Source organism: Flavobacterium saccharophilum, assembly GCF_900142735.1.
GTDB lineage: Bacteria > Bacteroidota > Bacteroidia > Flavobacteriales > Flavobacteriaceae > Flavobacterium > Flavobacterium saccharophilum.
Genome location: NZ_FRBY01000004.1, coordinates 1 through 26,059 on the forward strand (window position 1 = coordinate 1; position 26,059 = coordinate 26,059).

A 26,059-nucleotide genomic window follows, 5' to 3' on the forward strand; every position below is an offset into this window, starting at 1 on the left:
ATCCCGAACAGAGTAGTTAAGCCCGCCTGCGCAGATGGTACTGCAGTTATGTGGGAGAGTATGTCGTCGCCTTTCTTTTGAAAACCCTGTTTCTAATGAAACAGGGTTTTTTATTCTTTATTTACATAATTATGTAAATATAAGGTACCTTAGCTCAGATGGTAGAGCAATGGACTGAAAATCCATGTGTCCCTGGTTCGATCCCTGGAGGTACCACATAATGCTCGGATGGTGAAATTGGTAGACACGCTGGACTTAAAATCCAGTGAACAGCAATGTTCGTGCGGGTTCAAGTCCCGCTCTGAGTACTAAAAACTTCAACTAGTTATGCTAGTTGAAGTTTTTTTTTAAACTATAAATAATTATAGTCGTATATTCTATTATTATAACAATTCGGGATCAGGTATATCGTATGTTTTTTGGTTATTGTTTTTCTTATCAAATATGTATAAGAAAAAACATTGTGTTATTTATAAAAATGAAATAAGGTAAGTAGCTTTAAATTACATATTGATTTCTTAGATTTGTAATGTGCACCATAAAATTTTTTATCATGCCTATAATTGAACGATCAGAATATAATTTCCCTTCTATTATTCATCGAAACAGGCATGTTTCTACTATTTATGCTGCTTTGTTTAAGAAATTTGATGCTCCAGGGTATACAAGGCAAAAACACGAGCTGAGTGATGGAGATTTTATTAATATCGATTTGATTATAAACGATCCTAAAAAAGCAGTGATTTTATGTCATGGTTTAGAAGGAGATTCGCGTAGGACTTATAATAATAGTTGTGCTACTTATTTTCAGCAAAAAGGATTTTCAGTTTTTGCATGGAATAATCGTACTTGCGGAGGAGAAATGAATCGCTTGCCAAGGCTTTATCATCACGGTGCTGTTGATGATCTTGATGAAGTAGTTCAGTTTGTTTTGAAAAAAGGATTTGAAGATGTTTATTTGATCGGATATTCGATGGGTGGCGTTCAGCTGCTTAATTACTTTGGGTGGACAAAAATCGATAAACGCATAAAAGCAGCTGTTTCAATTTCAGTTCCAACTCATATCGCTACAAGTGCAGAAGTTCTTAAACAAGGCTTTAACAAAGTTTATTTAAAGAACTTTACAATCGATATTAAAAGAAAACTAAAATACAAAGCAGCGCAGTTTCCTGATTTTATAAATCGTGATCAAATTGATAAAATTACTTCTTTTGATGAAGTTGATCAGTATTTTACAGCGCCGTTACATGGTTTTGCAAGCCGGGATGAGTATTACCAACGCGTCTCACCGGAATTTTCCCTTAAAAACATTACCACTCCGGTTTTGATTATTAATTCTCTTGATGATCCTTTTTTAAGTGAAAGGTGTTATCCCAGAGCCATAGCGCAAGACAGTGCCTATGTTTATTTGGAAACTCCAAAATATGGAGGACATTGCGCTTTTCCATTGCGTGATTCAGAGTATTCCTATGCGGAAAAAAGAGCTTATGAGTTTTTTAGATCCTTTACATTTGTGGAAAAAAGCATTTAATTGTGGGTACTATTTTAGAATAAAGTGTTTATAAGTTGCGAATTTTAGAACGTACTACTTTAATTGGTAGGTGAAAAATAGATGAATCACTAAATTTAGGTTAAAAAACTAATGATTTTATTATTTTTAAAAAGATCATTAAACTGTTGATAAATAATGATTTATGTTTTATTTTAATGCTTGATTCGTAGTAATTAATATTTATATTTGGAATTAATTAACGGCTTATTAATTTAAAATATTTATTATGGAAAAAGCTATACAATTAAAAGTACGCAAGGATTTAAATGGTCAGCAGCAATTGAACATAATTAGATTGAAGGGGAGCTTAATTTCCAAAGGTTATACAGAAATTATACATATTTTGGATCAGGATGATGAATTCCATATTAATTCATTTGAAACTCCGGTTGAAACTAAGAATGAAGTGCAGGAATATATTAAAGCATTTATAACTAGAGAAAATCTGATGGATACAATCTCACTATATAAATGATGCTAGAATAGTGGAGTACTAAATCTTTAATTCTAATACATCAAATATTATAAAAGCAAAAGCACCTTTAAGAGGTGCTTTTGCTTTTTTATGTCTTATATGTAAGTTTGCATTAAAATGTTTTGATGTAAGTAATTGCAAAACTTTCCCCATCATATGAAGGGGAAATAAAGGAGGTAGAATTAGCCTCTTTTTTGCCAAATAGTTTGCGGGTTAAATAAGGATTCATCCAATATGCTGCTTTAGTACATAAAATGCCAATACCAGCACCAGCGGCAACATCGGTTAGCCAATGTCGGTTATTGTACATTCTGAATATTCCTGTTCCGGTTGCAATGGCATAACCAGCTACACCGTACCATATTGATTTGTCTTTGTATTCCTGATATAAAAATTCGGCGCCTGCAAACGCAATTGCTGTATGTCCTGATGGAAAAGAATCATTTGAAGTTCGATCGGGTCTTTCAACATTCGTGATAGATTTTAATCCGAAAACTGCTCCAACTGTAAGCATAGTGGAAGTGGCTAAAATAACAGAACGATCTCTCATATTATTTTTTCCTTTTACATCAAAAGCGTTAAGAGCATATACAGAAACAGCAGGCATATATCTTGTGAAATCATCTATTGTTACCTTGGTATCTATGTTTTCGGTAATTTCATCACGAATTTGAAAGTTAAAACTTTTTATCTGTCCGCTTTCGATTCCCCAAAACCCATATCCGATTAAAATACCTGGTATTATAAGTTGTTTATAATTGAAACGTATATTTCTAACAGTATCCGTATGAATACTGTCTATTACCTTTGTGTTTTGTGCCAAAGCTTTATAAGATATCAGTAGTAAAAGTATAAGAAGGCTAATTTTTCTCATTTATAAATTAGTACGTTATAATGGAATTGGCTCTAAAATACTTTATAAATAACTGTTTTTGTGCAGAGTAATTTATTTTCTATTAGAATAAAGATAGTAATTTACTGGTAGTTTGTTAGTTGTCTTGGTTTTCGAGCTTCCTTATTTTCTCTTTAAGTTCTAGATTTTCTTTGGTTAAAAAAGCAATTTGATCCAGTAGGCCATTTGGAATTGTGGAAGATCTTTTTGTAAAATTAGTGGGTATAGAATCTTTTTTGAAATTTTCTTCAATGACTTCACTTCTGTCTACATCTAATACTTCCGTAATTCTATTCCATTCATCATTTGTGATTTTAGTTAAACCACGCTCTTTACGACTGTAAGTGGCTTGAGTCATATCGAGTAGATTAGCCATTACATCCTGCGTTATTTCAAGCTTTAAACGCATTTTTTGTAATTTGATCTTTTTCAATTTTTAAATTTAATTATAATTTAGATTTGTAATGTGATCCGTAATTATTGGAAGTTACCTTGCTTTTACGATAGGTATGAGGTTCTTATAAATACTAAAATATATAAAAAGTGTTTAGAAAATATTCTCCCTCTCATATCTTAAGCAAAAATTAATTTTAGTTTGAACCGGAATTAATTGTTTTTAAAAACTTTTTTTGGTAATAAATAAGGAATCTTGTTCGTGCAAGTTGTTTTTTAGGTTTTTAATAGTATCGATTATAGTTGTTTCTGTAATAGTAAATCTTACGTATAAATACGCAATCTTTCATACTAAGTTATCTAAATAAAATTCCTTGAGTCTTGATAAAAAGTACTTAAAATTAATTTCAAAAATGGGTAGAAAGGTGAATAAATTTGCTTGTTTTGCTTTAACAAGTGTTTAAGATTTCGAAATTTTGGAAAGTTTAAGTGTCTAGGTAAAGCTAGTTTGTTTTTTGTAAGAAAGAATTTCTTTATAATCTTGTAATGTACCGTTTTATGAGTAATTTATGTAATATATGAAATATATTTTTAGAAAATAACTTTAAATAAAAAAAAAATATGGCATTAAAATTTAACTAAAAATAGTTCCACAAATTTGATTATAATTGTTAATATTGTCACAAAGAAAAAGCTTGCTTAATGTTTAAGATTATTTTTTTGAGCCTAAATTTGATTTTAATATGTTTTCACAAATTCTCTATATGCCTATGAATTAACCTTAGAGTATTCAAGTTAGTTAAATTGCTAAAGCCCCTCAGATTATGGATTTATTTTTTCAACAAAGTTTGTAAATGTATTTCTATATCTGTTAATCTATTAACAAACCAAAACAATCAACCAAACTAATAATATATGGCAAAACGACTACCCAAACTACCTCCTTTACTACAAAGTAAAATCTACAAAACCGGACAAACCAGAAGTGCAAATGATGATGTGATTTTTCAAAACAGAGCCAATAGAAATGGTACTGTTTTGATACCATTTGAATCAATCCATTTATTCGATATCTCTGTTTTCACTTCTGAAAGATTCGAAAGTGGTTTCATTGTTGTCATCAGCCCTGAAGAGTATTACACAAATCCTGATACATTAGTTGTCATGAAAGCCAGGAAGTTAAAACTTGGTGTAAATGCTATCCTGCTTTACGAGACTAGAGCGCAATGGAATGAATTTAATCCTTATAAAAATAAGCTTGCTATAGCTGAAAAAAGAACATCTCCTATTGATGGTCATTTTGTAGCAAGGATACTATCGTCAACTTCAAAAGACGAAGAGAAAATTATTCTTGGTTTCAATACCAGTAGTTGCAAAGGTGCCGGAATCAGAGTAGCAGAATACGCTTCTCTTTTAACGATAAAATCCTCTCACTTACAATTAGAATATTTATTCTGGCTTTGTTATAATTCCAAAGAAGTAGCTCTTGGTGCCGGAATGACAGAAAGTGAGATAGAAAATCGAATGGAAGCTATAAGTACAGCTTGTAATAATCAAAAATTATCTAATACGGACCGACTTTACAAAACTCGAATTATTGATAATGCTAAAAACACGATTTGTCCACTTTGCTTGAAAAAATTGAGTGCGGAGGCTTTTCTACTTAATTTCTTTGAATCTGCAGAGAAGTTAGAAATCGATAGAGAGATTAGTCCCATAAATCTTTTTTACATTAATCAGCTGAAGACTGGCGAATTCAATCATGTCCCTTATAATCTGGCGTGGGGACATCAGAATTGTAATATGATTTGTAAAGAAACTGGCGTAATCGAAACTATTAAATGGATGAAAGAAGTCGTTGTAAATACTATTATTTTCAACAAGGATTCATCTAATTAATGATTAGGAACATTGGTTTGATATAGACTTCGATGCCTATTTTGAATAATGTACTGATAGAATAAATCCATAAAACAATAAATCAACTAATTAGAGAAAAGCTTTTTGTACTAAAAAGTAATTTTTTGTTATAGACGAAAATTAGTGAGTATGTGGTTTTTCCAGATTATAAGTCATCTTTCAAATCAATTATTCAGGATTATAAAATACATAATCTGAATAAAGATTTAATAAAAAGTTGTCTTTTTGATTTATTTAAAAGTGGAATCAAAAACTAAAAAAAAATCATCAAAAAAAAAAGAAAATGTTTAGCGACTTAAGAAAAAAATATATAGAAAATTATAGTGGTTTTCCAAAGGAAATTTGGATTCTGGCATTAATAACCTTTATAAACAGAACCGGGACAATGGTAATTCCGTTTCTCTCAAAATACATGAGAGAGAACCTGCATTTTGAATACAATCAGATTGGTTGGGTTATGGTTTGTTTTGGTGTTGGTTCTTTTATAGGTACCTGGTTAAGTGGGGTGCTCTCAGATAAAATTGGATTTTATAAAGTAATGATAGGAAGTCTTTTTGGAAGTGGACTAATATTCTTTGCACTACAGTATACAACATCATTTGAAGGATTTTGTATTGCAATTTTGTTTTTAACAACTGTTGCCGATATGTTCAGGCCGGCAATGTTAGTATCTTTAAATACATACACTCGAAAAGAAAACAAAACCAGAGCGCTGGCCTTAGTAAGAGCAGCAACAAGTTTGGGGTTTCTGTTTGGCCCACCTTTGGGTGGTCTTATCATTATACTAATCGGTTATAAGTATCTTTTTTATGTAGATGCGGCCACTTGTATTCTGGCAGTTTTAGTTTTTGTTCTTTTAGTTAAAGAAAGAAAACTACCTTTTAAACTCAAAACACACAATATTGGAGTAGATAAATACGCAATATTAAAAGATAGAACTTTTATAATGCATATGTTCATTTCTCTGATAACAGGAATTATGTATTTTCAGGTATTTACTACATTGACCCTGTATCACAAAGAGCAATTTAATTTGTCAGAAATAAACAGTGGTTTGCTTTTAAGTTTTAGCGGTATCTTAACGTTAGTGTTTGAATTACCCATTGTAAATTATGTAGAAAAGAACAAAATGAATAAGCTGAATGTTATAATGGTTGGTTTGTCATTTATGGTGCTTAGTTATGTCCTTCTTCTTTTGAATGATAAGTGGTATGGTATATTGTATGTCATGATGTTTTTTATGACATTGGGGGTAATGTTAACTTTTCCTTTTTCAAACTCATTTGCTATGACCAGATCACATAACAATCAAGAGGGTAGGTATATGTCAGTTTTTACCATGAGTTTCAGTCTTGCACATATACTAAGTGCTAAAACAGGTATGGAAATTGTCGCTTATGCAAGTTATAGGGCAGATTTCATATTTATGAGTTTAATTGGTCTATTGGCTATTACACTATGTTATTGGCTGGTGAAGACGGTTGAAAAAGAAACAATAGAAACTAAAATAAAAATAGTGCAATCCATTTTTGTCGATAAAAGCAAGAAAAGGTAATCTACTTTTAATGTTTGAATAAAAATGAGCTACTCCTATTATTAAAAACACCCATTTAAAATGAAAAAATATATTGTACTTAAAGTCATAATTATTTTTATTTTTTTAGTTTCTCCGAGTTTATTTTCACAAGAACATTATGCCGGAATTGAAGTTGGAAGTAAAGGAGTAAAAATGTCGGTAATAAATGTCCAAAACATTAAAAAAGGAAAATATGAAGTGGTTGATTTTTGGACCGAAAATGTAGCTATTGCAAAAGGGATATCCATTGATGGAAAATTAGCAGCAAATGATATTGACACTGCTTTTGATGTAGTGGTGAAAAATTATACGAAACTTGTTAAGGAATACAAAATTGATGAAAAAAACATCTTTATTGTGGTGTCTTCCGGAGTTGGAATGGCAGAAAATGTTGATGTTTTACTCCAAAGATTGTATGTTTTTACTAATATAAATGTAGGGATAATTACTTCTGAAACAGAAGCAAAGTTGTTGTTAAAAGGATGTATTCCGCCAAAAGAATATTCTGATTCGTTGATTCTTGATATTGGAGGAGGAAATACTAAAGGCGGATATGTGGAGAAATTTAATGAAGATGATATTTTAATATTTTACCCTGTAACATTAGATTTGGGGACAGTAACTTTTACAGAGAAAATAAACAAAAAAGGAAAAACGAATTCAATTGCTGAATTTAATGAAGTATTGTCTACAGCTTTACCTGAATTAAGAGAACAGACAGATCATTTGTATCAGCAAAATCCAAAAATTTTTAACAAAGATAACATCTACATGTCTGGAGGTGCAGTTTGGGCATTCTATACATTGTATAAAGGAAATAGTGCAGTAGAAAATTTTAGCCCATTTGAGGTGAAAGATGTTGAAGCTTACGATACAATGATAAAAACGGATTATGCAAAATTTGAAGCGTTAGCAACACAAAACAAGGATGTAGAGAAGGTATTAAAAACCTATTCTCAAAAATACTTAATTGCAGCAAATTCGCTATTACTGACTTTATTGCAGAAAATGCCTGATATCAAATCTAAAAAGATCTATTTCACAAAACAGGGACAAATGGCCTGGCTACTTTCTTATATTGCTGATTCTGCAAAAAGAGCAAAAAATATTCATTGAGATTAACTTATTTTTTGAATATACTTTGGTGACAAATAGGTTGAAATAAGTGATTTAAAGTGCTGTAATTGTTGATTTTGAAACTAGTAGGACATTAATGTATCTGGAAAATAAATGAATCTAATAATCAATAAAAAACCAGTAATCGATAAGATTACTGGTTTTTTATTGATTATTTGTAAAGAGCAATCTGGTCAACAACGCTCTCTACTCGCATCAAACGTATAATTCTAGATAGGTAGATAGTTTAGTTTTTAATTCTAAAATCAGGTTTTTTTCTCATAGATGTGCTGGCAAACAGCTGATCATTTTTAAGTTTTATAAAGTCTATTCCGAACTGCTTGTCCTGATACCAATTACTTATAATGGAATTGAAGTCTTTATTTTGAGTTATTCCAATAACCTTGGTATCATTAATGAGCAGATCTTTTAAAATTATCTGATCTAAATATTCATCGGAAATTGAAATTGCATCAGCAAATACAATGAGGTGACTGAATCCTGATATTACTGAATTGGTTAATGTTAAAAAGGTATTTTCCCTAATTAATATTGCTTCGTGTTTCAATCCTTGAATTTCAGCTCCAATATCCTGAGTATGCATCATCGTGAAATTCGTAGCATTTACTCTCGTCATTTCTTTTTTACTGTCTAAAACCTCTCCTTTTCTTGTATCGACAGTTTCCATTTCAAAACATCGGGATCCATAGCTGTCAGATAAGAACGGACTCCTAATTGCAATACTGTTAGAGATATTACACTGAACCCCCTGTGTAAAATCAAAGTCATCATCGGCTGATCGCAGAGACACTAAATGACTGGTATTTATATATCCTCCGTAGAACTGAAAGGAATCTTCATCAGATGAAGTAACCTGTATATACTCTAATTTTGTTTTTGCTCCAACTCCTGCTAATGATAATCCGTTTATAGGTTTATTATGACTGGTTTTTTTTCCTGAAAATTCAATTCGAACATATTTTAAAATACCAGAGTCACTGTCCTTATTATTTCCGCCATAAAGTGCTTTTTGTGGGTCAAGCTCAAAATCCAAAGTACCAATTCCTCCAGATTTGTTTATTGGGGCATCTCCTAAAATAATAATACCTCCCCAGTCCCCAGGATTTCTGTCCCCTGCGTGTTTGTTGGAGGTAAAAACGATCGGGTCAGTTTCAGTACCTTCCGCAATGATTTTCGCCCCTTTTGTAATTACTAATGTGGTCAGAGTATCTGCATCACATCTTACCAATGTACCTGGCTGAATAGTCAAAGTAACATTTGGAGCAACATAAACGGTACCTACTAAAACATAAACATTTTCCTTTTTTAATGTCATGTTTGAAGTTATTGTTCCCGTTATTATTATAGAGGCTTCGTTATAGCTGGTGGTTTTAGGATTGAAATTTGTCCACATGTTCAACCAATTGGTATCACCATTAATGCCTTTAGTATTCTGTGCTTTAATTAATAGCGTGAAAGTAAAAAATACAAGTAACAATTTCTTTTTCATAACTTCTTTTTTTTAAAATTTATTTTAAAAAAAAGGCCAGCCATTAAAAGCCAGCCATTTTACGATTTCAATTCCATTATAATTTAGAAGCAATTTCTTTTTTATACTTGTTAAGAATTGATTTTGTCATTCCCAAGTTAGCTTTAGTAGAGTCAACAGCAAGATAAATCATATACATGTTATTGTCAGAAATATCAATAATATGAATTTGAGATGTTAACGTAATCATGATATCTGACACAATCTGATTTTTTAGTCCTAAGGCACTGATAGCATTCATCTTTGCTTTTACAACTTCAAGGTTGAAAGCTGATGCTAATTCAGGATCAAAATCTGAAACATCAGAAAGTGAAAAGTATGACATTCCACTTTGGATTTCTGCAACTGAAACGGCAATGAATCCTGGTACATTTTTTTGAAGATCTTCTCCGAATTGATTTAAAAAGTCTGACATAGTTTTAGTATTTAATTGTTTTTTTTTATTTTTTTTCATTTTGTTTTCCACTGCAGTTTCGACTTTACAAATATATTTTGAAAAACATTTTGAATTCTTTTATGTTTGAATTGATTTCTTACTTTTTTCTTATTTTTTTTTGAATAATGCCTTTTTTTTATGACTAATTTTTGAAAAATGTTGAGAATGAGGTATTTGCGATTTATTATTTTATAACCATTAAGTGGTTGTTTTTGCGTTTTTTTGAATCAAACTCTTTTTTCGTTTAAATTATTGATAATAAATCACTTATGTTTTATTTTTTTTACCATGCAATGGTGTTATAATTTTGTCTGTTTATCAATTTAGATTTAAGTAAGTTCTTTAGATTATGGAAGTAGTGTTTTGTTGTGATGTTTTTTCACCCTTTAATGGTTTTGTTTTGTTTGAAAAAGAACTTTTTATTCTCACAAAATTTATGATGAAAATAAAAAGGTCATTTTCATAATGATTTTATATAAAAAAACGATTTAAACTTAGGTTTGACTTTGATAAATTAGATGCGCTTGCCGAGTGAAATTTTGATATGATGAGTATGTTGATCAAAAAAAATGAATGTTCTTGTCCTTAAAAAAGATTTTAATTACAAATAAACTTCTTGTATAATAATTTTATCGCGGTGACTTTGTAGTTTGTATAAATAATAAAAAGTGCTCTAAATGAAAAAACTTCGAACCTTTATATTTAAAAGGTTTAAGTGTTTTTTAGTTCTTTAGTGTCATCATTGTTTTTGATCATTGTAATATAAATTCTGCACATTTGTAGATATGTTACTACAAGCTTTTGAATTTAATTTTTACTTTATACGATTATATTTGTAATAGAGAGATTTATTACGGTTTATGGTAGAAACCCAACTTGTCGACGTGACGAGTTGGGTTTTTTTATTTTCTCCTTACAATAAAGATATTAGTTGGCAATTGAGCATAAAAAAAGTCCTAATGAAAATTAGGACTTTTTTTATGCAGAGATCAGGATTACACCGAGAATTTAATTAATTTTAACCAAATGTGCCTCGATAGCTGCTCTGTCTGACTCGTATTGTTCTGGAAGTTTTAAGTTTTTACCTAATTCTTCTAAACTTTCATCAACAGTAAATCCAGGGTTTTCTGTCGCAATTTCAAACAAAACTCCTCCTGGTTCTCTAAAATATAGAGAGTGGAAATAATTTCTATCGATCTGTGGTGTAATAGACAATCCATATTCCTCAATTTTTTCACGGAAGTGCATTAAAATTTCATCATTTTGCACACGGAAAGCTACGTGATGAACAGATCCGTTTGCTACGTGACCGCGTTTTTCTTCATCCAATTCTACTAAGTCAACAATTGCTGCGTTCTCTACTGCATCAGTTGCATAACGGTAACGGTTTACATCTTGTTCAATTAATTTGTAACCAAATATTTCAGTTAAGATGGCAGCAGTAGCTTTGATGCTGTTTAAGGTCAAAGTGATGTTATGAAAACCTCTTGTTGCAACATCGGCTTTTACTTCGTCGGTTTCCCAAGGTTTTCTGTTATCATCTGTTTTAGATTCGATTAATTCTAATTTTAATCCATCAGGATCTAAGAAAGTAAGATATCTTTCGCCGAATTTTTCAGAAGGTTTGTTGTAAATCACATTGTATTTCTCAAAACGTTTCTGCCAGAAATCCAAGCTTCCTTTTGGAACTGAATACCCAATTTCGGTTGCCATTCCAGAACCTTTTCTTCCTTGTTGAATTCCTTCTCCCCAAGGGAAAAAAGTTAAGATCGTTCCGGCGCTTCCAACTTCGTCACCAAAGTAAAAGTGATAGGTTCCCGGATCATCAAAATTCACTGTTTTTTTTATAAAACGTAATCCTAATATGTTAGAGTAAAAGTTGAAATTGCGTTTAGCGTCACCTGCAATTGCAGTAATATGGTGTAAGCCTAAAATTTTATTTTCCATGGTATTTTTATTTATTTAGTTGTTATTGATTTTCTTATACAAATTTACTTCTGTTATGCCTCTGCATCGATTAACCTAGATTAAGAAATAAAAAGCAGGTCAGTTTTGATTTGTCAATTAATAACCAAATAATATTCCAACTGAATTAAGTTATTGTAAATAAGGTGTTTGTGTATTTTTTTAGCTTTTTAATCCCACGATATATCGTAATTTTAAGAATTGCATTTCCTATATTTAGAAAACCTATAGTAATTTAAAAGACCCATCTCTGGTACTACCGTTTCTTTTTCCAATTTTATAATTTTATAAATATTGATTTTCGAAGTTTCGGTTCAATATTTTTCGTTTTGTGTCCTTTTCCTGTGGTATCTTCTACTAATAGAATGGACCCTGTTTCAAATGTCCTTTTTTCTCCAAGTGAAGTTTCGATTTCTACGCCACCTTCTAATAAAACTATATATTGGCGGTCTGGAGCATTATGAAAATCATAATCATAAGATGGACTGACTTCTCTGAAAACAATTGACTTTGCCGGTTCATCATCAGATAAAAAACCGATATCGCCATTGTTTTTCAACGGAACTTCGAAATCTTCAAAATGACTTTCGCCATTTGCATCGCTGTAAACCCGGGTTATCCGAATCATTATTTTTTATTAAAAATCAATGCATTTGCACAATCTACTTCGTCCTGACTTATAGTATGTCCCATATTCGGGTAGATTTTCTTGGTAACATCAGCGCCCATTTTTTGAAGAAGCGCTTCGGTTTCATTTACTCTTTCAACCGGAACATGAAAATCAGGATCACTTGTTCCGATGAAAATAGGAGTGTTTTCAAAATTTCCTGAGTAATGATCTTCATAAACTTTATCGCCGATAAGTCCGCCTGTAAAAGCGATAACTCCACCATATTTTGCAGCATTTCTGGCTGTAAATTCTAAGACAAGACAAGCTCCCTGTGAAAATCCAAGGAAATAGATATTCTCTTTTTCAATTCCGTTTTGCTGAACCGCTACAACAACCTGATGAATTGCTTCTAAGGATTTTGAAAAAGAAGGTTCATTTTCGTCAAGAGGCACTAAAAACGAATACGGATACCAGGTTCTGTTTTCTGCCTGCGGTGCAACCAATGCAAAATCATCAACCTTAAGATGTTTTGCAATAGAAAGAATATCATGCGCACCTGCACCACGTCCGTGAATCATAATCAAAGCCTTTTTAGCTTCATTTAAAGGCACACCGCCTGTTAGGGTTTCTATATTCATAATAGTATATTTTAAGATTATTTTTTCCAGATATCCTGATACTCATCCGGATGTCTTTTGAATTGTGCATGAACGTACGGACAAAGTGGTAAAACCATCATATTATTAGCACGTACATACGTTGTCATTTCTTCCAGAAGTTTCTTAGCATATCCTTTTCCTTCGCCTTCCGGTTCAACTCCAGTATGGTAAACAGTTAATAAATCATCTTTGATGCTGACCGTCATTTCGCCTATTTTTTTATCATCCACATAAAGATTAAAAGCGCCATGTTTTTTCTCGTCTAATTCCAGTTTTATAGTTTCCATATATGTTAAATTATATTTTTGTTTTTAGCAGATAAAAGAGAATCAATATTCTTTTCTTAAAGATACTATGATTATCAGAAATCTGCAATTTAAATCGGTGTCAGCTTAGTTTTGCGATGATGTAGAGATAGAATTATCTCCACAGTTGTTAAATTTCTTTTACAAACTTACTAAAGGTGCAAAAGCCCATTGGTTAATGTAGATTAAGAAAAAAAACAATCTGTTATTATTTTTTTATGAGTGTCGTTTTATGTTGTGCATCTTTTAAATTATAAAGGATGCCAATACAGTTGCCAAATAACATGCCTCAAATTAAAAGCTCAATTAAGTCAGCGGTTTATAGAGAAATGGCGGGGTTTTTATTAACGATATTTCGTGAATTTATTAACGGATTATTATTTAGGAAACAATCCTTGCTATTGAAGCTATGAGTTTAATTTTTTAGTGGTATTGTTTGTAGTATGTTTTTTGTAAAATATTTTTAACACTTCATTTTTTGAAAGTATTAATTTCTATATTAGAAGAACAATTATTATAGCCATAGAGCAAGTCTTGCTTATTTAATTTTTTTAATCTTGTTTACTATATGAAGCGCAGGAATTTTATTCGCCAATCAGGTTTATTTACGGCTGGACTTTTATTGCATCAGCAAATGCTGCAGGCATACTCTTTTACAGAAACAGCAAAAATCATTTCAATTGGAATAATCGGCTGTGGAGACAGGGGCAAAGGTCTGGGGAGTGTAATTAATAATATGCCTGAAGAGTTTCAATTGAAATCGGTTTGCGATGTATTGCCATTTCGTTTGGAACAGGCTAAGATATTGGATAAATATAATAATATCCGTTACGAAAAAGATTACCGCAAATTGCTGGATGATAAAACAATTGATGCCGTAATTATTGCGACGCCTCTTTATAATCATTACGAAATTGCAGTCGCTGCTATCAAAGCAGGAAAGCATGTATATTTAGAAAAAACAATGACGTACAATGCAAAACAAGCCCTTGAGCTTGTTTCGCTGAAAAAGGAAAATCCTAATCTGGTTTTACAGGTCGGCCATCAATATCGCTACACACCACTTTATTTTAAAGTAAAACAAATGATTGATAGCGGTTATCTGGGCAAGGTGACACAGATTGATTGTCGATGGGATCGTAACGCAAACTGGAGAAGAACTGTACCTGCGGGTTATACAGATCAACAAATTAACTGGCGAATGTATAAGGAATATTCAGGTGGTTTGCCGGCTGAATTACTATCGCATCAGGTTGATTTTATTAACTGGGCTTTTAACACCCACCCCGATGAAATATTGGGAACTGGCGGAGTTGATTTTTACAAAGATGGAAGAGAAACTTTTGATAACGTACAAACCATTCTTCGTTACAATAAAGAAGGAATGATCGGGAATTTTGGTGCTACTTGCGCTAATGAAAAAGACGGCTATCTTTTTAAGCTGAAAGGAACCAAAGGAACAATTGAATTGCTGATGGATGAAGGACTATTTTATCCTGAAAAGCAAACGAGGAAAGAACTAGAAACAGTTGATGGCGTTACCGGCGCTTCAAAAATTGAATGGAACAAGGATGGTGGTACTTCTATTCTAAAAGAAAAATCAAAAGATGGAAGCTGGTATGCCCTACAGGAATTTTATAAAAGTATCACAACAAATGCTACGCCTGTTTCTAATGTTATTACTGGTGCTAAAACAGCTTGCTGTGTGCATCTTATGAATAAAGCAATTTATAAGAATGGCCTTGAAAAATGGCAGCCTGAATTTAACCTTGTTTAAGAAGCTACAAAAAAGTGCGTATTTTTTTATTAAGTTTGTAGTACTACCATGCTTTTGAATTGATATTGAGTTTGTTTAATTTTTATATTAAAAAAAAAATCATTTTTATATGTCTGATAATAATTACTCAAGAAGAAAGTTTTTAACGCAAGCTATATTGGCATCAGCAGCAGTTGCAACACCTGGTTTTTTGTTTGCCAATGAGCTAAAATTTTCTGGTTTTGGAAGTGCTGAAAAAGTAAATCTTGCCTGTGTTGGAATTGGAAACAGAGGTGGAGAGATTATTCGTGAACTCTACAAAACAGGATTAGCCAATATTGTAGCACTTTGCGATGTAGATATGGAAGCGCCTCATACTTTAGAAATATTGAAAGAGTTTCCAAATGTACCCCGGTTTAAGGATTTTAGACAAATGTTTGATAAAATGGGTAATCAGATAGAAGCAGTTTCTATTGGAACACCTGATTTTTCTCATTTTCCTATTACTATGATGGCGATTGGGCTTGGTAAACATGTATATGTAGAAAAACCAATGGCCCGCACCTTCAATGAGGTAGAGCTTATGATTAAAGCGGCCAGAAAACACCCAAAAGTGGTTACCCAAATGGGAAATCAGGGACATTCTGAGGCTAATTACTTTCAATTTAAAGCATGGGTTGACGCTGGAATAATAAAAGACGTAACCGCCATAACGGCACACATGAATTCGCCCAGACGCTGGCACAGCTGGAACCCAAAGATTACTTCATTTCCACCAGCTGAACCTATACCAAGTACACTTGATTGGGATATGTGGCAAATGCAAACCCAAGGGCATCAATATAACAAAGACTTTGTAAATGGTCAGTGGCGTTGTTGGTATGACTTTGGAATGGGGGCGTTAGGCGATTGGGGAGCACATATTCTGGATACGGCTCATCAGTTTCTGGACCTTGGTCTTCCTTATGAAGTTGACCCGATTAAATTAGAAGGACATAACGACTTTTTTTATCCTATGTCTACGACCCTTTCATTCAAATTTCCTAAACGCGATAACATGCCGCCGGTCGAAATTAAATGGTATGACGGAGTAGATAATCTTCCGCCAATACCGGCAGGATATGGAGTACAAGGACTCGATCCTAATATTCCGCCACCCAGCAATGGAGCAATTGCCCCTGCAAAATTAAATCCGGGTAAAATTATTTACAGTAAGGATTTGACTTTTAAAGGTGGTTCACACGGGAGTACATTGTCGATTATTCCTGAAGAAAAAGCAAAAGAGATGGCTTCGCGTTTACCTGTTGTTCCGGAAAGTACATCCAATCACTTCGCTAATTTTCTAAAAGCTTGTAAAGGGCAGGAAAAAACACGTTCTCCTTTTGAGATTGCAGGGCCTTTAAGTCAGGTTTTTTGCCTTGGAGTATTAGCACAATGGACGGGTGAAAAAATTGTTTTTGACAGAAGTAAAAAAATAATTACCAGTAGTAAAAATGCAAATGAATTACTAGTAGGGCCGCCACCACGCAAAGGATGGGAGCAATATTATAAAGTATAGTTTTTTATATAATTTAATAAAAACGAAAGCCAACCTGTTTGTTTAGGGTTGGCTTTCGTTTTTTTTTTATTATTTAGTATCAGTCGAAGTATTATTTCAATTCTCTGATTTTAATACTTCTAAAGCTTACTTCGTTACCGTGATCCTGTATCAGAATATGTCCTTTTTCTGCTTCACCAAAATTTGGCCAGACTTTGTATTTACTTTGGGCTACTAAATCGCGGAATGCTTGTGAACCCCTGTCATATTCCAATACTTTTACACCATTTAAATAATGTTCAACATGGTTATTGGGATACACAATAACACGACCCGTGTTCCAGTTTCCAGGTTTACGGAAGAAACGTTCTGTTTTTTGAGCTTTGATTAAATCATAAAGTGAACCAAGCGTACGATTCCCATCCCTGCCTAGTTTTGCATCAGGATGAAGAACATCATCGAGCAATTGGTATTCTAATCCTATCGCAGACCCACTATTTTTTTCGCTCAATGTTACAAAATATTTGATACCGCTATTGGCTCCATCTGTCAATTTAAAATCAAATGACAAATCAAATGCAGCATACTCTTTTTGAGTGACAATATCACCGCCATTTGTCGATTCACTACCGTTTGAAGATAATACTTTTAAAAGCCCATCTTTCAATTGCCATCCTTTATCCGGAAAAGATTTTTTGTAAGCGCCAACCCAGCCAGTAGTAGTTTTTCCATCAAATAATAATTTCCAATCGCTCTTTTCTTCGTAAGGGGTAAGCTTATTTGGAATGAGGTTAGCTACATAAATACCTTCTGGAAAGGCAAGCGGTTTAATATTCTTTGTCTGAACTCTGATATTCTTCCAGAATATTTTAATACCTGCATCTTTAGCTTTGCCAATAGAATGTACTTGTAAGGCAAGGATACCTTCGTTGCTTGTTATAGAATCTGCGAGATAAGAAACCGGAGTTCCGTCTAACCATGTTTTTACCGTATTGCCAATACATTCTACACGAATTTTATGAAAGACATTGGGTGTAAAAAGTATCTGACCTTTTGGATTGTTTGATGCAGGATATAACCATTCTCTTCTTCCCTCATCATAAATTCCGCCGCTCCATTTACGGGCAGAGGGATCTAATTCGTACTGGTAACCGTGTACACGTCCTTTACCATCATTGGCTTTTGCATCAAAATTACTTTTAAATTGTATACCCGAATTGGTGTTTGCATCCGTCATCATGGTTTCCATCTCCAATACAAAATCTCCGGCTAAACGTTTGTCGCTTACAAGAAAAGAGTTAGGAGATTTATCTACCGTTGTGCCAACGATCATCCCGTTTTCTACCGAATAAGTGGCAGAACCTGTAAACTGTTTCCATCCATTAAGCGTTTTTCCATCAAATAAGGATTGCCAGTTATTTGATTGCGCTCCAGAACTAAGTGCGATCAATAAAAAAAAGATTGTTGTGATTTGTTTCATTCTTCTGTGGTTTAATTAATGTAAAAGGTTATGTAAAGCAGTGGTTTAATTTACTATAAATTTTCTGTTTTTTGCAAAAAAAACAAAACGAATAAAACGATTTAGTTTTACTAATATACATCTTTAGTGAATGTTTTTGTTATTCTTTTTTTGACAATAGCCTTCATAATTGTTAAAAAAGTAAAAGATGATATCTGTATTTAGTATTGTGGCTGGTTTTTTCAAGATAAAATGCATCAAAATTTATAGTACTATTTCCAGAAATAATTGAATGTGAAATTATTGATTATTAAATCGATTCTATTTTTTATAAAAAAAACAGAAAAAAAAGATAAAATATTTTTTTTGCTAAAACGTTTTAGTATATTTGCTTCGAAATTACATATTCCTACTATTATTTTGTAATTGATTTGGCGATTGTTATCTATACCGTTAAAATTTTAAATAATAATTTTTTATTAACACAAAAATATTTTAAATGTAATATTAGTGTGTGAATCGTAAACCTATATTTTAATTAACCTTTTTAGTTTTGTAATGAAAATCAAGAAATTCTTTTATTTAGCCTTTCTCCTTTCTTTATGCAGTATATCATACGGTCAGGATTGGCCAAATTTAAATCGGTATAAAGAAGAAAACGCAAAGGTGCAGGCTCTAAATTCTAAAGAGCATAGCCGGGTGGTTTTTATGGGAAATTCAATTACGGAAGGCTGGCTAAGTAAAAGACCTGACTTTTTTTCTGCCAATAAATACATTAACAGAGGTATAAGCGGACAGACAACCCCGCAAATGCTATTACGATTTAGACAAGATGTAATTGCGTTAAAGCCTTCAGTAGTTGTCATTTTAGCAGGAATAAATGATATAGCACAAAATACGGGGCCTTATTCTCTTGAGGCAACATCTGGAAATTTATTTTCTATGTGCGAGCTGGCAAAACAAAATGGTATAAAAGTTATTCTTTGTTCTGTTCTTCCTGCAGCAGATTTTCCGTGGAAACGTGGCTTAGAGCCTGCTCAAAAAGTCATTGAGCTAAACAAAGTTTTAAAAGGGTATGCCGAAAAAAACAAACTTTTTTATGTCGATTATTTTTCAGCTATGGTTAATGAAAAATTTGGTTTAAAAGAAGAATTAGGAACAGATGGTGTTCATCCTAATGAAGCCGGATATGCTATAATGGAGCCCATTTTGCAAAAGGTTATTTCAAAAGCGCTCAAAAAGTAATGTGATATTCCTTCAGGTAGCACATAATCAACTATTTATTTTTAAATAAAATGAGGACTTTATTTGAGAGTCTTGCTGGGAGTTTATAATATAATGGTAAGATTGCTTGGATCAATTAGGATAAAAGTATTGTCTTTTGACAATATAGTATTGGATGTCGAAAATCTTTCTTTTTAGGTTTGAAAATTATTTTAGACCCGAAAAAAGAAGGGCCCATAATCAGAAAAGAGTATAAGTAATAATGAATTTATGAATTGATTATTAAATAAAAAATAATTAAAAGGAATAAAAAATGGCGATAACAATAGGAGTAGATATAGGGGGGAGTCATATTAGTAGTGCTGCGGTAAGTGATGGTAATTTTAAGATCGTTCCGGGAACGTATTTTAGTGGTGCTGTTGACAGTAAAGCTTCTAAAGAAATAATTATTAAAAAGTGGGCTGAAATAATTAATCAAACTATTCAGGCAATAGAGGGAGGTCAGGAATTAAACGGAACAATTGGAATTGCCTTTTCCATGCCTGGACCTTTTCAATACCAAAACGGAATTGCAATGTTTGAAGGAAATGATAAATATGAAGCATTGTACAACGTTTCTGTAGCTGATGAGCTCTCAAAGTATTTAAGTGAAAAAGATGTTAGTTTTAGGTTCCTAAATGATGCCAGCTGCTTTGGTGTAGGCGGAGCGCTTAAACAAGGAGTAAAAGCAGGTACAAACAAAGTGATTGCAATTACTTTGGGAACTGGTTTTGGAGCGGCATTTTTAGATAATAAATTGCCTGTAACACAGGGAAGTAATGTACCTCATAATGGCTGTTTATGGGATAAACCATATAGGGATAATATTGCAGATAATTATTTTTCGACAAGATGGTTTTTAAATCAGTACGAAAAGAGTACAGGTCAAAAACTTACCGATGGCGTAAAAGAGATTGCGAGTATCGAAAATTATGCAACAGCAAAAATATTTGATGATTTTGCAGATAATTTAAGCGAATTTTTAACTCCGTATATTGTTGATTTTGATGCTGATTTGCTAGTAATAGGCGGAAATATTGCAAAATCTAATCGTTTGTTTTTAAATAAATTAGGAGAAAATTTTAAAAAGCAAAACATTAGTTTACCAATAAGTATTATAGAAAATACAGAAGAAACCAGTATTTTGGGGTCAAGCTATCTTTTTAACGAAGCTTTTTGGGAAAAAATAAAAGCAGAATTGCCTTATTTCTAGATTATTGATAATTTATTATTTAAAATATAAAAACAAATGAGTATACAAATATCCGACACAGATAACAAAGCCGTGGTTTTTGAAAAGGTTAGGAATGAAATAGAAAAATACAATTTTACTATTATAAATGAAGACCAAACCAGACCTTGGGGTGGTTTTTTTGTAATTGATGAAGATCAGGCAAATGAGTTTATAAAAACCTTTTTTTCGCATTTGAAACTGGACGAAGTACAGATCACAAATAAGTTAAGTCCAAAAATATTAGTGGTAGCCCCAGAACGTAGGCTTTCCTGGCAGTATCATTTTAGAAGATCTGAAATTTGGAAAGTTGTTAAAGGTCCGGTAGGAGTAAAAATTAGTGATACAGATGTTGAAGGAGAATTAAAAACCCTTCATGATCAGGATTTCATAAAAATGGAAATAGGAGAGCGTCATCGCTTAATTGGTTTAGATTCATGGGGTGTAATTGCTGAAATATGGCAGCATACAGATCAGAATAACCCTTCTGACGAAGATGATATTGTTCGTCTTCAGGATGATTTTGGTCGTTAAAATTGAAGTATATTGTTGTTGAAAATCATTTTATAAAGGTTTAAATCTAAAAAAGGCAACAAGAAGCGCACTTTTACTTTTATAAATCTGATTCAATGAATGTTAAATGTAGAAAACACACTAAAATTTCAAAAGATGAGTGTACTAATTTTAGGCTACAATAATAACTTTACTATATTTGACGAAAATTTGTGAGTGTAAATTAAATTGATTTTCAAATGAAAAAAAAACCTGTTTCGATTAGAAATATTGCTGATGAATTAAAGATATCTGTAACTACAGTATCTTTTGTATTAAATGGCAAAGCAAAAGAAAAACACATTTCTAAAGAGCTTACAAAAAAGGTTTTAGATTATGCAAAATTAATAAATTACAGGCCTAACCAAATTGCACAAAGTCTTCGAACCGGGAAATCAAAAATCCTGGTTTTTATGATGGAAGATATTTCAAATAATTTCTTTTCAAAACTGGCTCGTATCTTTGAAGATATTGCGTACGATAAAGGGTATAAAGTTATTTTTTGCAGTAATGAAAATGACGATGAGAAATCGAATGAACTTATCACCTTGTTTAACTTTCGACAGGTAGACGGTTTTATAATTGTACCTTCTCCTGGGATAAAAGATACTATTGAAAATTTAATAAAAGACAATATTCCAGTAATTTTACTAGATAGATTTTTTGAAGGATTAGATTGTAATAGTGTCGTTATTGATAATGAACAGGCTTCTTTTGATGCAACGCTGCATTTGATCCAAAATAAATTTAAAAACATTGGTTTTATAACTACAGCATCTGATCAAACACAGATGATGGGTCGTCTTTCCGGCTACGATAAGGCAGTTTCTCAAAATAATTTAAAAGCTATTACGCTTCAAATTCCTTATAGTGAAATCAATAAAGGAAAAAGCAAAGAATATATTAAGGAGTTCCTGGATCAGAATCCTGATTTAGACGCCGTCTTTTTTGCCACTAATTATCTTGCTCAGAGCGGACTAGAAGTTTTTAAAGTAAAAAATCCAAAATTAATTAACGAGATCGGTATTATTGCATTTGACGACAATGATATGTTCAAAATCTACGACCCGGCTATTACTTCTGTTCATCAGCCGTTAAATGAAATTAGTACTGCGTTAATGGACGTAATGTTACCTCTTTTAAAGAAAAAAGATGTTGCAGAAACTACGCATCAAATTATGCTAAAAACAGAATTAATAGTAAGGGAATCTTCACTTTCTAAATAATATTATTCTTATAATTTACAAGTAAATACTAAAACGTTTTATCATTTTATAACTAATCTGAATGTCAATACTTTTAATTGATATTCAGATTAGTTTTTTTTTAGACGATTCTTAAATTTATTACACCTATTTTTCTGACAATTTGTTTATTTGTCAATTTTTGATTTCTTTTTATTTAACATCGTTTTATAACGTTTTCGTGAAAATGTATTGAATTATCTTCAAAAAACTACCTCATTTAAATTCATTTCTTATAAAATTAACATTAAAATTATACATAGTAAAAAAAATTTTTTTATACTAAAACGTTTTAGTATGTTTGTTAGGAATTAAATAATATAGCACTGTTTAATTTTTATCAATTAAGATTATCCGGAACATTTTAAGTGATAAAAACTTATTTAATTCATTAACCATAAAAGTTTGAGAAATCTGATTTCAATGACTTTTAAATTTCCTTTTTTTATTTTATTAAGTAGTAACTAACCAAATTTTTTATGATGAAACAATCAAATTTCAGAAAGAAAAAAATGCTCTATACGCATTTCTTTTTCATAATTATTCTCATTTGTTCGGGGCATAATATATACGCCCAGAATCAAAAAATCCAGGTTACTGGAGTGATCATCGGTGTTTCCGATAACTTATCTCTTCCGGGAGCTACTGTAGTCGATGTGAGTAATCCTAAAAGTGCAGTTAGTGCCGATTTTGACGGTCATTATACTATTGCAGTAACAAACCCAAATGCAACTTTAAGATTCTCTATGGTTGGTTATAAGTCAGTCGAGGTTAAAGTAAACAATAGAAGTACTATTAATGTCTCTTTAGACCTGGATGTATCGGCTTTGGACGAAGTTGTCGTTGTGGGTTACGGTACACAAAAGAGAAAAAAAGTTGTTGCCGCTATAGATCAGGTAAGTGATGAGGCTTTTAAAGGAAGACCAAGCGTAAATACAACGCTCGCGCTACAGGGTAAAGCGCCAAGTTTAACGATTCAGCAGACCAACTCTGAGCCGGGCGCCGGTATCAACCTTAATATTAGAGGTATAAGCACTTTAGGAAATAACAGTCCGCTGATTGTTATTGACGGTATCGTTGGTGGTGATATTAATGCCTTGAATCCAGCTGATATAGAAAGTGTTTCTGTTTTAAAAGATGCTGGTAGTGCTGCTATTTATGGATCGAGAGCTAGTAATGGTGTTGTGCTTATTACTACCAAAAAAGGAAGTAAAAGCAAACCAATGTCTATAAATTATAGCAGCCTTACCGGATTTAACAATCCAAATTACTTTACACAACCTGTCCATGGGTATGAAAATGCAATGTTAAGAAATGAGGCTGCATTTAATTCGGGCGAATCTACTGCAGTTTTTACAGCAGAAAAAATTGCTGAACTGAAAGCTAAGGGTGATACAGAATGGTTTGCAGATGAAATTGTAAGACCTGCGCTTCAATTAAATCAAAGTCTTTCGGTTTCAGGAGGTGGTGATAATTCTACTTATTTGGTTTCGTTAGGTTATTTAGATCAGCAAAGTAATTTTGTTGGGCCTACTAAAGGTATGGAGCGTTACAATTTTAGAATTAACCTTACTAATGAATATGGTAAATTTAAATTAACTTCTTCTTTAGCTTATTCTAAACAAAAAATCACAGATCATTCATCTAGTACCGGAACTTTGATGGTTGATGCGTTCAGGGTTCCTTTATACTATACTCAAAAAGATAAAGATGGTAATTATTTGACCAATGATGTGCTGCAGCAATTTAACTCTTTGGGTATATTAGAGCAGGGTGGTTTTAGAAAATATGACAATGATGATATTTTTGGAGCTTTTAATGCCGAATATAAATTAACCGATTTCTTAAAAGTAAAAGGTGTTTTTGGTGGACGTGTTTGGAATGGAAGCATGTACAGCAGAGTAATGCAGGTTGATTTCCTTCCTCAGGGAGTTTATGGTGCTGACAGGGATACCAATGATGAAAGCAGAAAAAGTCTTGATTTGAACACGCAATTCATGGTAGAATTTACAAAGAGTTTTGGCGGAGTTCATAACGTAAGTGGTTTGATAGGGTACTCCAATGAAAATCATTCTGACAGAGGAATCGGAATTTACAAAAAATTCACAGATCCTGACTTAGGTACTCCAACTAGTGAAACTGTTATTGGAGAGAACTCTTATAATTCTAACGGCAGTTCATCTAAAAACAGTCTTAATTCTCTTTTCGGGCGTGCTTCTTACGATTATAATGATAAGTATTTTGCAGAATTTAGTTTTAGATATGACGGCTCATCAAAATTTAAAGAAGATAAAAGATGGGGTTTCTTTCCTTCTGCAACTGTGGGTTACGCATTGACAAAAGAGAATTTTATGGAAAACTATAGAGATAAGGTAGGAAACATTAAATTAAGATCTTCCTATGGAATTCTCGGTAATCAAAATGTTGGAAATTATCAATATCAAACTACATATTTTACTTTTCAAAATGCGTACGGATTTAACAATCAGGGTGTAAGCGGAACAGGATATAACTTCGCGAATGCTGATCTTCAATGGGAGAGAGCTGCGACTTTTAACGCAGGTCTTGATGCAGATTTCTTTAAAGGTGCTTTGAGTTTTTCATTTGATTACTTTGATAAAGTAACATCAGATATTCTTATTCCGCCGCAGGTACCAGGAGTTTATGGTACAGGTCTTCCTGATTTTAACTCAGGTAAAGTTGGAAATAGAGGATGGGAAATTAGTGCTACGTACAGACATAAAGGAAAAGTTTTTAACCAAAGCTTAATGGTAAACATTGGAGATTCAAAAAATAAAGTACTTGAATACAGCGGTGGATCTGAAAGATTAACAGGCGTTGAAGAACTACAAGTTTTGCTTCGTGAAGGATTACCTTTTAATTCCTATGTTGGTTTAAAAAGAGACGGATATTTTCAAAATTGGGAGCAGATACAAGGTGCAGCAGTTCCTGCAGGTTTGAATGTTCAGCCGGGTGATAACCGTTATGTTGATGTTAACAAAGACGGTAAGATTGACGATAATGACAAATTTGTATTTGGAAATCCTTTTCCAAGATATACTTTCGGAGCAACTTACAATTTAGAATATAAAAATTTCGATTTAAGTATTTTTATTCAAGGAGTAGGAAAAAGAACAATGATGATTAGGGGAGAACTTGTAGAGCCGTTCCATTACAATTATGGTATGACGATGTATACACATCAACTAGATTATTGGACACCTCAAAATCCGGATGCAAGATATCCTCGTTTGGCTAATAATGGTACACAATCTAATACAAATAACTTTAGAAACGGATCTGACATGTATTTGTATGATGGTGCATATGCAAGACTTAAAAATGTTCAGTTAGGTTACTCATTGCCAAGTGATGTAGTTAAAAACCTTGGGATAGGTTCGTTCCATATGTATGTTTCAGGACAAAATCTTTTGACATTATCTAAAGTGAAATTTGTTGATCCAGAGCTTTCTGAATTCAATAATAGTATGTCTCCTTCTGGAGCTAATAGTGGAAGAGCATATCCGACACTAGTTTATTATGGATTGGGTATTGATATTGGCTTTTAA

The 26,059-nt window shown here is 32.4% G+C and carries 21 protein-coding genes, 2 tRNA genes and 1 rRNA gene; 15 read left to right on the plus strand and 9 right to left on the minus strand.

Annotated features, from left to right (window positions below; translation table 11 throughout):
- From rrf to BUA98_RS13365, 5 genes are all read left to right on the plus strand, one after another.
- A 5S ribosomal RNA gene (gene rrf / locus BUA98_RS22675) occupies positions 1–75 on the plus strand; the annotation flags it as partial.
- Between the two features lie 68 nt (positions 76–143).
- Positions 144–216, plus strand: a tRNA-Phe gene (locus BUA98_RS13350).
- Positions 217–222: 6 nt separating this feature from the next.
- Positions 223–308: transfer RNA gene (locus tag BUA98_RS13355), tRNA-Leu, on the plus strand.
- A 245-nt stretch (positions 309–553) separates the two neighbouring features.
- Positions 554–1,531 carry a YheT family hydrolase gene (locus BUA98_RS13360; protein ID WP_072973321.1) on the plus strand — a complete coding sequence of 326 codons (978 nt, stop codon included), beginning with the start codon at positions 554–556 and terminating at the stop codon, positions 1,529–1,531.
- Between the two features lie 247 nt (positions 1,532–1,778).
- Positions 1,779–2,027, plus strand: coding sequence for a hypothetical protein (locus BUA98_RS13365; RefSeq protein WP_072973323.1), 249 nt, complete (start codon positions 1,779–1,781; stop codon positions 2,025–2,027).
- A 112-nt stretch (positions 2,028–2,139) separates the two neighbouring features.
- On the opposite strand, the gene BUA98_RS13370 is transcribed toward BUA98_RS13365, so the two are convergent.
- Both BUA98_RS13370 and BUA98_RS13375 read right to left on the minus strand, forming a co-directional pair.
- A complete protein-coding gene (locus BUA98_RS13370; RefSeq protein ID WP_072973325.1) occupies positions 2,140–2,901 on the minus strand; it encodes a phosphatase PAP2 family protein in 762 nt (253 codons plus the stop codon).
- Positions 2,902–3,016: 115 nt separating this feature from the next.
- A complete protein-coding gene (locus BUA98_RS13375; RefSeq protein ID WP_139257014.1) occupies positions 3,017–3,352 on the minus strand; it encodes a helix-turn-helix domain-containing protein in 336 nt (111 codons plus the stop codon).
- A gap of 875 nt (positions 3,353–4,227) precedes the next feature.
- On the opposite strand from BUA98_RS13375, the gene BUA98_RS13380 reads away from it, so the two are divergent.
- The 3 genes from BUA98_RS13380 to BUA98_RS13390 all read left to right on the plus strand — a co-directional run bounded on the left by BUA98_RS13380 (position 4,228) and on the right by BUA98_RS13390 (position 7,924).
- The gene (locus tag BUA98_RS13380) at positions 4,228–5,211 is read left to right on the plus strand and encodes a BstXI family restriction endonuclease (protein ID WP_072973329.1); all 984 of its coding nucleotides are present in this window, start codon (positions 4,228–4,230) and stop codon (positions 5,209–5,211) included.
- Between the two features lie 304 nt (positions 5,212–5,515).
- A complete protein-coding gene (locus BUA98_RS13385; protein ID WP_072973331.1) occupies positions 5,516–6,787 on the plus strand; it encodes an MFS transporter in 1,272 nt (423 codons plus the stop codon).
- A gap of 60 nt (positions 6,788–6,847) precedes the next feature.
- The gene (locus BUA98_RS13390) at positions 6,848–7,924 is read left to right on the plus strand and encodes a Ppx/GppA phosphatase family protein (protein ID WP_072973333.1); all 1,077 of its coding nucleotides are present in this window, start codon (positions 6,848–6,850) and stop codon (positions 7,922–7,924) included.
- Between the two features lie 247 nt (positions 7,925–8,171).
- On the opposite strand, the gene BUA98_RS13395 is transcribed toward BUA98_RS13390, so the two are convergent.
- The 6 genes from BUA98_RS13395 to BUA98_RS13420 all read right to left on the minus strand — a co-directional run bounded on the left by BUA98_RS13395 (position 8,172) and on the right by BUA98_RS13420 (position 13,430).
- On the minus strand, positions 8,172–9,434 hold the full coding sequence (locus BUA98_RS13395) for a hypothetical protein (RefSeq protein ID WP_072973335.1): 1,263 nt from the start codon (positions 9,432–9,434) through the stop codon (positions 8,172–8,174).
- Positions 9,435–9,510: 76 nt separating this feature from the next.
- Positions 9,511–9,888: a hypothetical protein gene (locus BUA98_RS13400; protein WP_072974074.1), complete on the minus strand. Its 378-nt coding sequence runs from the start codon at positions 9,886–9,888 to the stop codon at positions 9,511–9,513.
- A gap of 1,029 nt (positions 9,889–10,917) precedes the next feature.
- Positions 10,918–11,856 (minus strand): ring-cleaving dioxygenase, encoded by a 939-nt coding sequence (locus BUA98_RS13405; protein ID WP_072973337.1) that lies wholly within the window; start codon positions 11,854–11,856, stop codon positions 10,918–10,920.
- Positions 11,857–12,151: 295 nt separating this feature from the next.
- Positions 12,152–12,502 carry a cupin domain-containing protein gene (locus BUA98_RS13410; protein ID WP_072973340.1) on the minus strand — a complete coding sequence of 117 codons (351 nt, stop codon included), beginning with the start codon at positions 12,500–12,502 and terminating at the stop codon, positions 12,152–12,154.
- Positions 12,502–13,122: an alpha/beta hydrolase gene (locus BUA98_RS13415; RefSeq protein WP_072973342.1), complete on the minus strand. Its 621-nt coding sequence runs from the start codon at positions 13,120–13,122 to the stop codon at positions 12,502–12,504. Before BUA98_RS13415 ends, BUA98_RS13410 begins: the two co-directional genes overlap by 1 nt.
- Before the next feature lie 17 nt (positions 13,123–13,139).
- Positions 13,140–13,430: a GNAT family N-acetyltransferase gene (locus BUA98_RS13420; protein ID WP_072973344.1), complete on the minus strand. Its 291-nt coding sequence runs from the start codon at positions 13,428–13,430 to the stop codon at positions 13,140–13,142.
- 586 nt (positions 13,431–14,016) lie between these two features.
- Here BUA98_RS13420 and BUA98_RS13425 point away from each other — a divergent pair.
- Together BUA98_RS13425 and BUA98_RS13430 are read left to right on the plus strand one after the other, a co-directional pair.
- On the plus strand, positions 14,017–15,225 hold the full coding sequence (locus BUA98_RS13425; protein WP_072973346.1) for a Gfo/Idh/MocA family protein: 1,209 nt from the start codon (positions 14,017–14,019) through the stop codon (positions 15,223–15,225).
- A 109-nt stretch (positions 15,226–15,334) separates the two neighbouring features.
- On the plus strand, positions 15,335–16,762 hold the full coding sequence (locus BUA98_RS13430; protein ID WP_072973349.1) for a Gfo/Idh/MocA family protein: 1,428 nt from the start codon (positions 15,335–15,337) through the stop codon (positions 16,760–16,762).
- 91 nt (positions 16,763–16,853) lie between these two features.
- Here the strand turns inward: BUA98_RS13430 and BUA98_RS13435 are convergent, their stop codons facing one another.
- Entirely contained in the window at positions 16,854–18,221 is a 1,368-nt protein-coding gene (locus BUA98_RS13435; protein WP_072973352.1) for a 3-keto-disaccharide hydrolase, read from the minus strand.
- Between the two features lie 537 nt (positions 18,222–18,758).
- On the opposite strand from BUA98_RS13435, the gene BUA98_RS13440 reads away from it, so the two are divergent.
- The 5 genes from BUA98_RS13440 to BUA98_RS13460 all read left to right on the plus strand — a co-directional run bounded on the left by BUA98_RS13440 (position 18,759) and on the right by BUA98_RS13460 (position 26,059).
- Entirely contained in the window at positions 18,759–19,445 is a 687-nt protein-coding gene (locus BUA98_RS13440; RefSeq protein ID WP_072973355.1) for an SGNH/GDSL hydrolase family protein, read from the plus strand.
- Between the two features lie 292 nt (positions 19,446–19,737).
- The gene (locus tag BUA98_RS13445) at positions 19,738–20,676 is read left to right on the plus strand and encodes an ROK family protein (RefSeq protein ID WP_072973357.1); all 939 of its coding nucleotides are present in this window, start codon (positions 19,738–19,740) and stop codon (positions 20,674–20,676) included.
- A gap of 36 nt (positions 20,677–20,712) precedes the next feature.
- The gene (locus tag BUA98_RS13450; RefSeq protein ID WP_072973359.1) at positions 20,713–21,228 is read left to right on the plus strand and encodes a cupin domain-containing protein; all 516 of its coding nucleotides are present in this window, start codon (positions 20,713–20,715) and stop codon (positions 21,226–21,228) included.
- A 218-nt stretch (positions 21,229–21,446) separates the two neighbouring features.
- The gene (locus BUA98_RS13455; RefSeq protein WP_072973362.1) at positions 21,447–22,472 is read left to right on the plus strand and encodes a LacI family DNA-binding transcriptional regulator; all 1,026 of its coding nucleotides are present in this window, start codon (positions 21,447–21,449) and stop codon (positions 22,470–22,472) included.
- 497 nt (positions 22,473–22,969) lie between these two features.
- Complete coding sequence (locus tag BUA98_RS13460; RefSeq protein ID WP_086065304.1) at positions 22,970–26,059, plus strand: SusC/RagA family TonB-linked outer membrane protein; 3,090 nt, start codon at positions 22,970–22,972, stop codon at positions 26,057–26,059.

What these genes read in the sequence shown, in the direction of transcription:
- BUA98_RS13410 (WP_072973340.1), bottom strand. Translation starts at nt 12,502, where the DNA reads ATGATTCGGATAACCCGGGTTTACAGCGATGCAAATGGCGAAAGTCAT.
- BUA98_RS13450 (WP_072973359.1), top strand. Translation starts at nt 20,713, where the DNA reads ATGAGTATACAAATATCCGACACAGATAACAAAGCCGTGGTTTTTGAA.
- BUA98_RS13400 (WP_072974074.1), bottom strand. Translation starts at nt 9,888, where the DNA reads ATGTCAGACTTTTTAAATCAATTCGGAGAAGATCTTCAAAAAAATGTA.
- BUA98_RS13365 (WP_072973323.1), top strand. Translation starts at nt 1,779, where the DNA reads ATGGAAAAAGCTATACAATTAAAAGTACGCAAGGATTTAAATGGTCAG.
- BUA98_RS13360 (WP_072973321.1), top strand. Translation starts at nt 554, where the DNA reads ATGCCTATAATTGAACGATCAGAATATAATTTCCCTTCTATTATTCAT.
- BUA98_RS13405 (WP_072973337.1), bottom strand. Translation starts at nt 11,856, where the DNA reads ATGGAAAATAAAATTTTAGGCTTACACCATATTACTGCAATTGCAGGT.
- BUA98_RS13430 (WP_072973349.1), top strand. Translation starts at nt 15,335, where the DNA reads ATGTCTGATAATAATTACTCAAGAAGAAAGTTTTTAACGCAAGCTATA.
- BUA98_RS13415 (WP_072973342.1), bottom strand. Translation starts at nt 13,122, where the DNA reads ATGAATATAGAAACCCTAACAGGCGGTGTGCCTTTAAATGAAGCTAAA.
- BUA98_RS13390 (WP_072973333.1), top strand. Translation starts at nt 6,848, where the DNA reads ATGAAAAAATATATTGTACTTAAAGTCATAATTATTTTTATTTTTTTA.
- BUA98_RS13435 (WP_072973352.1), bottom strand. Translation starts at nt 18,221, where the DNA reads ATGAAACAAATCACAACAATCTTTTTTTTATTGATCGCACTTAGTTCT.
- BUA98_RS13370 (WP_072973325.1), bottom strand. Translation starts at nt 2,901, where the DNA reads ATGAGAAAAATTAGCCTTCTTATACTTTTACTACTGATATCTTATAAA.
- BUA98_RS13420 (WP_072973344.1), bottom strand. Translation starts at nt 13,430, where the DNA reads ATGGAAACTATAAAACTGGAATTAGACGAGAAAAAACATGGCGCTTTT.
- BUA98_RS13385 (WP_072973331.1), top strand. Translation starts at nt 5,516, where the DNA reads ATGTTTAGCGACTTAAGAAAAAAATATATAGAAAATTATAGTGGTTTT.
- BUA98_RS13445 (WP_072973357.1), top strand. Translation starts at nt 19,738, where the DNA reads ATGGCGATAACAATAGGAGTAGATATAGGGGGGAGTCATATTAGTAGT.
- BUA98_RS13380 (WP_072973329.1), top strand. Translation starts at nt 4,228, where the DNA reads ATGGCAAAACGACTACCCAAACTACCTCCTTTACTACAAAGTAAAATC.
- BUA98_RS13395 (WP_072973335.1), bottom strand. Translation starts at nt 9,434, where the DNA reads ATGAAAAAGAAATTGTTACTTGTATTTTTTACTTTCACGCTATTAATT.
- BUA98_RS13455 (WP_072973362.1), top strand. Translation starts at nt 21,447, where the DNA reads ATGAAAAAAAAACCTGTTTCGATTAGAAATATTGCTGATGAATTAAAG.
- BUA98_RS13460 (WP_086065304.1), top strand. Translation starts at nt 22,970, where the DNA reads ATGATGAAACAATCAAATTTCAGAAAGAAAAAAATGCTCTATACGCAT.
- BUA98_RS13440 (WP_072973355.1), top strand. Translation starts at nt 18,759, where the DNA reads ATGAAAATCAAGAAATTCTTTTATTTAGCCTTTCTCCTTTCTTTATGC.
- BUA98_RS13425 (WP_072973346.1), top strand. Translation starts at nt 14,017, where the DNA reads ATGAAGCGCAGGAATTTTATTCGCCAATCAGGTTTATTTACGGCTGGA.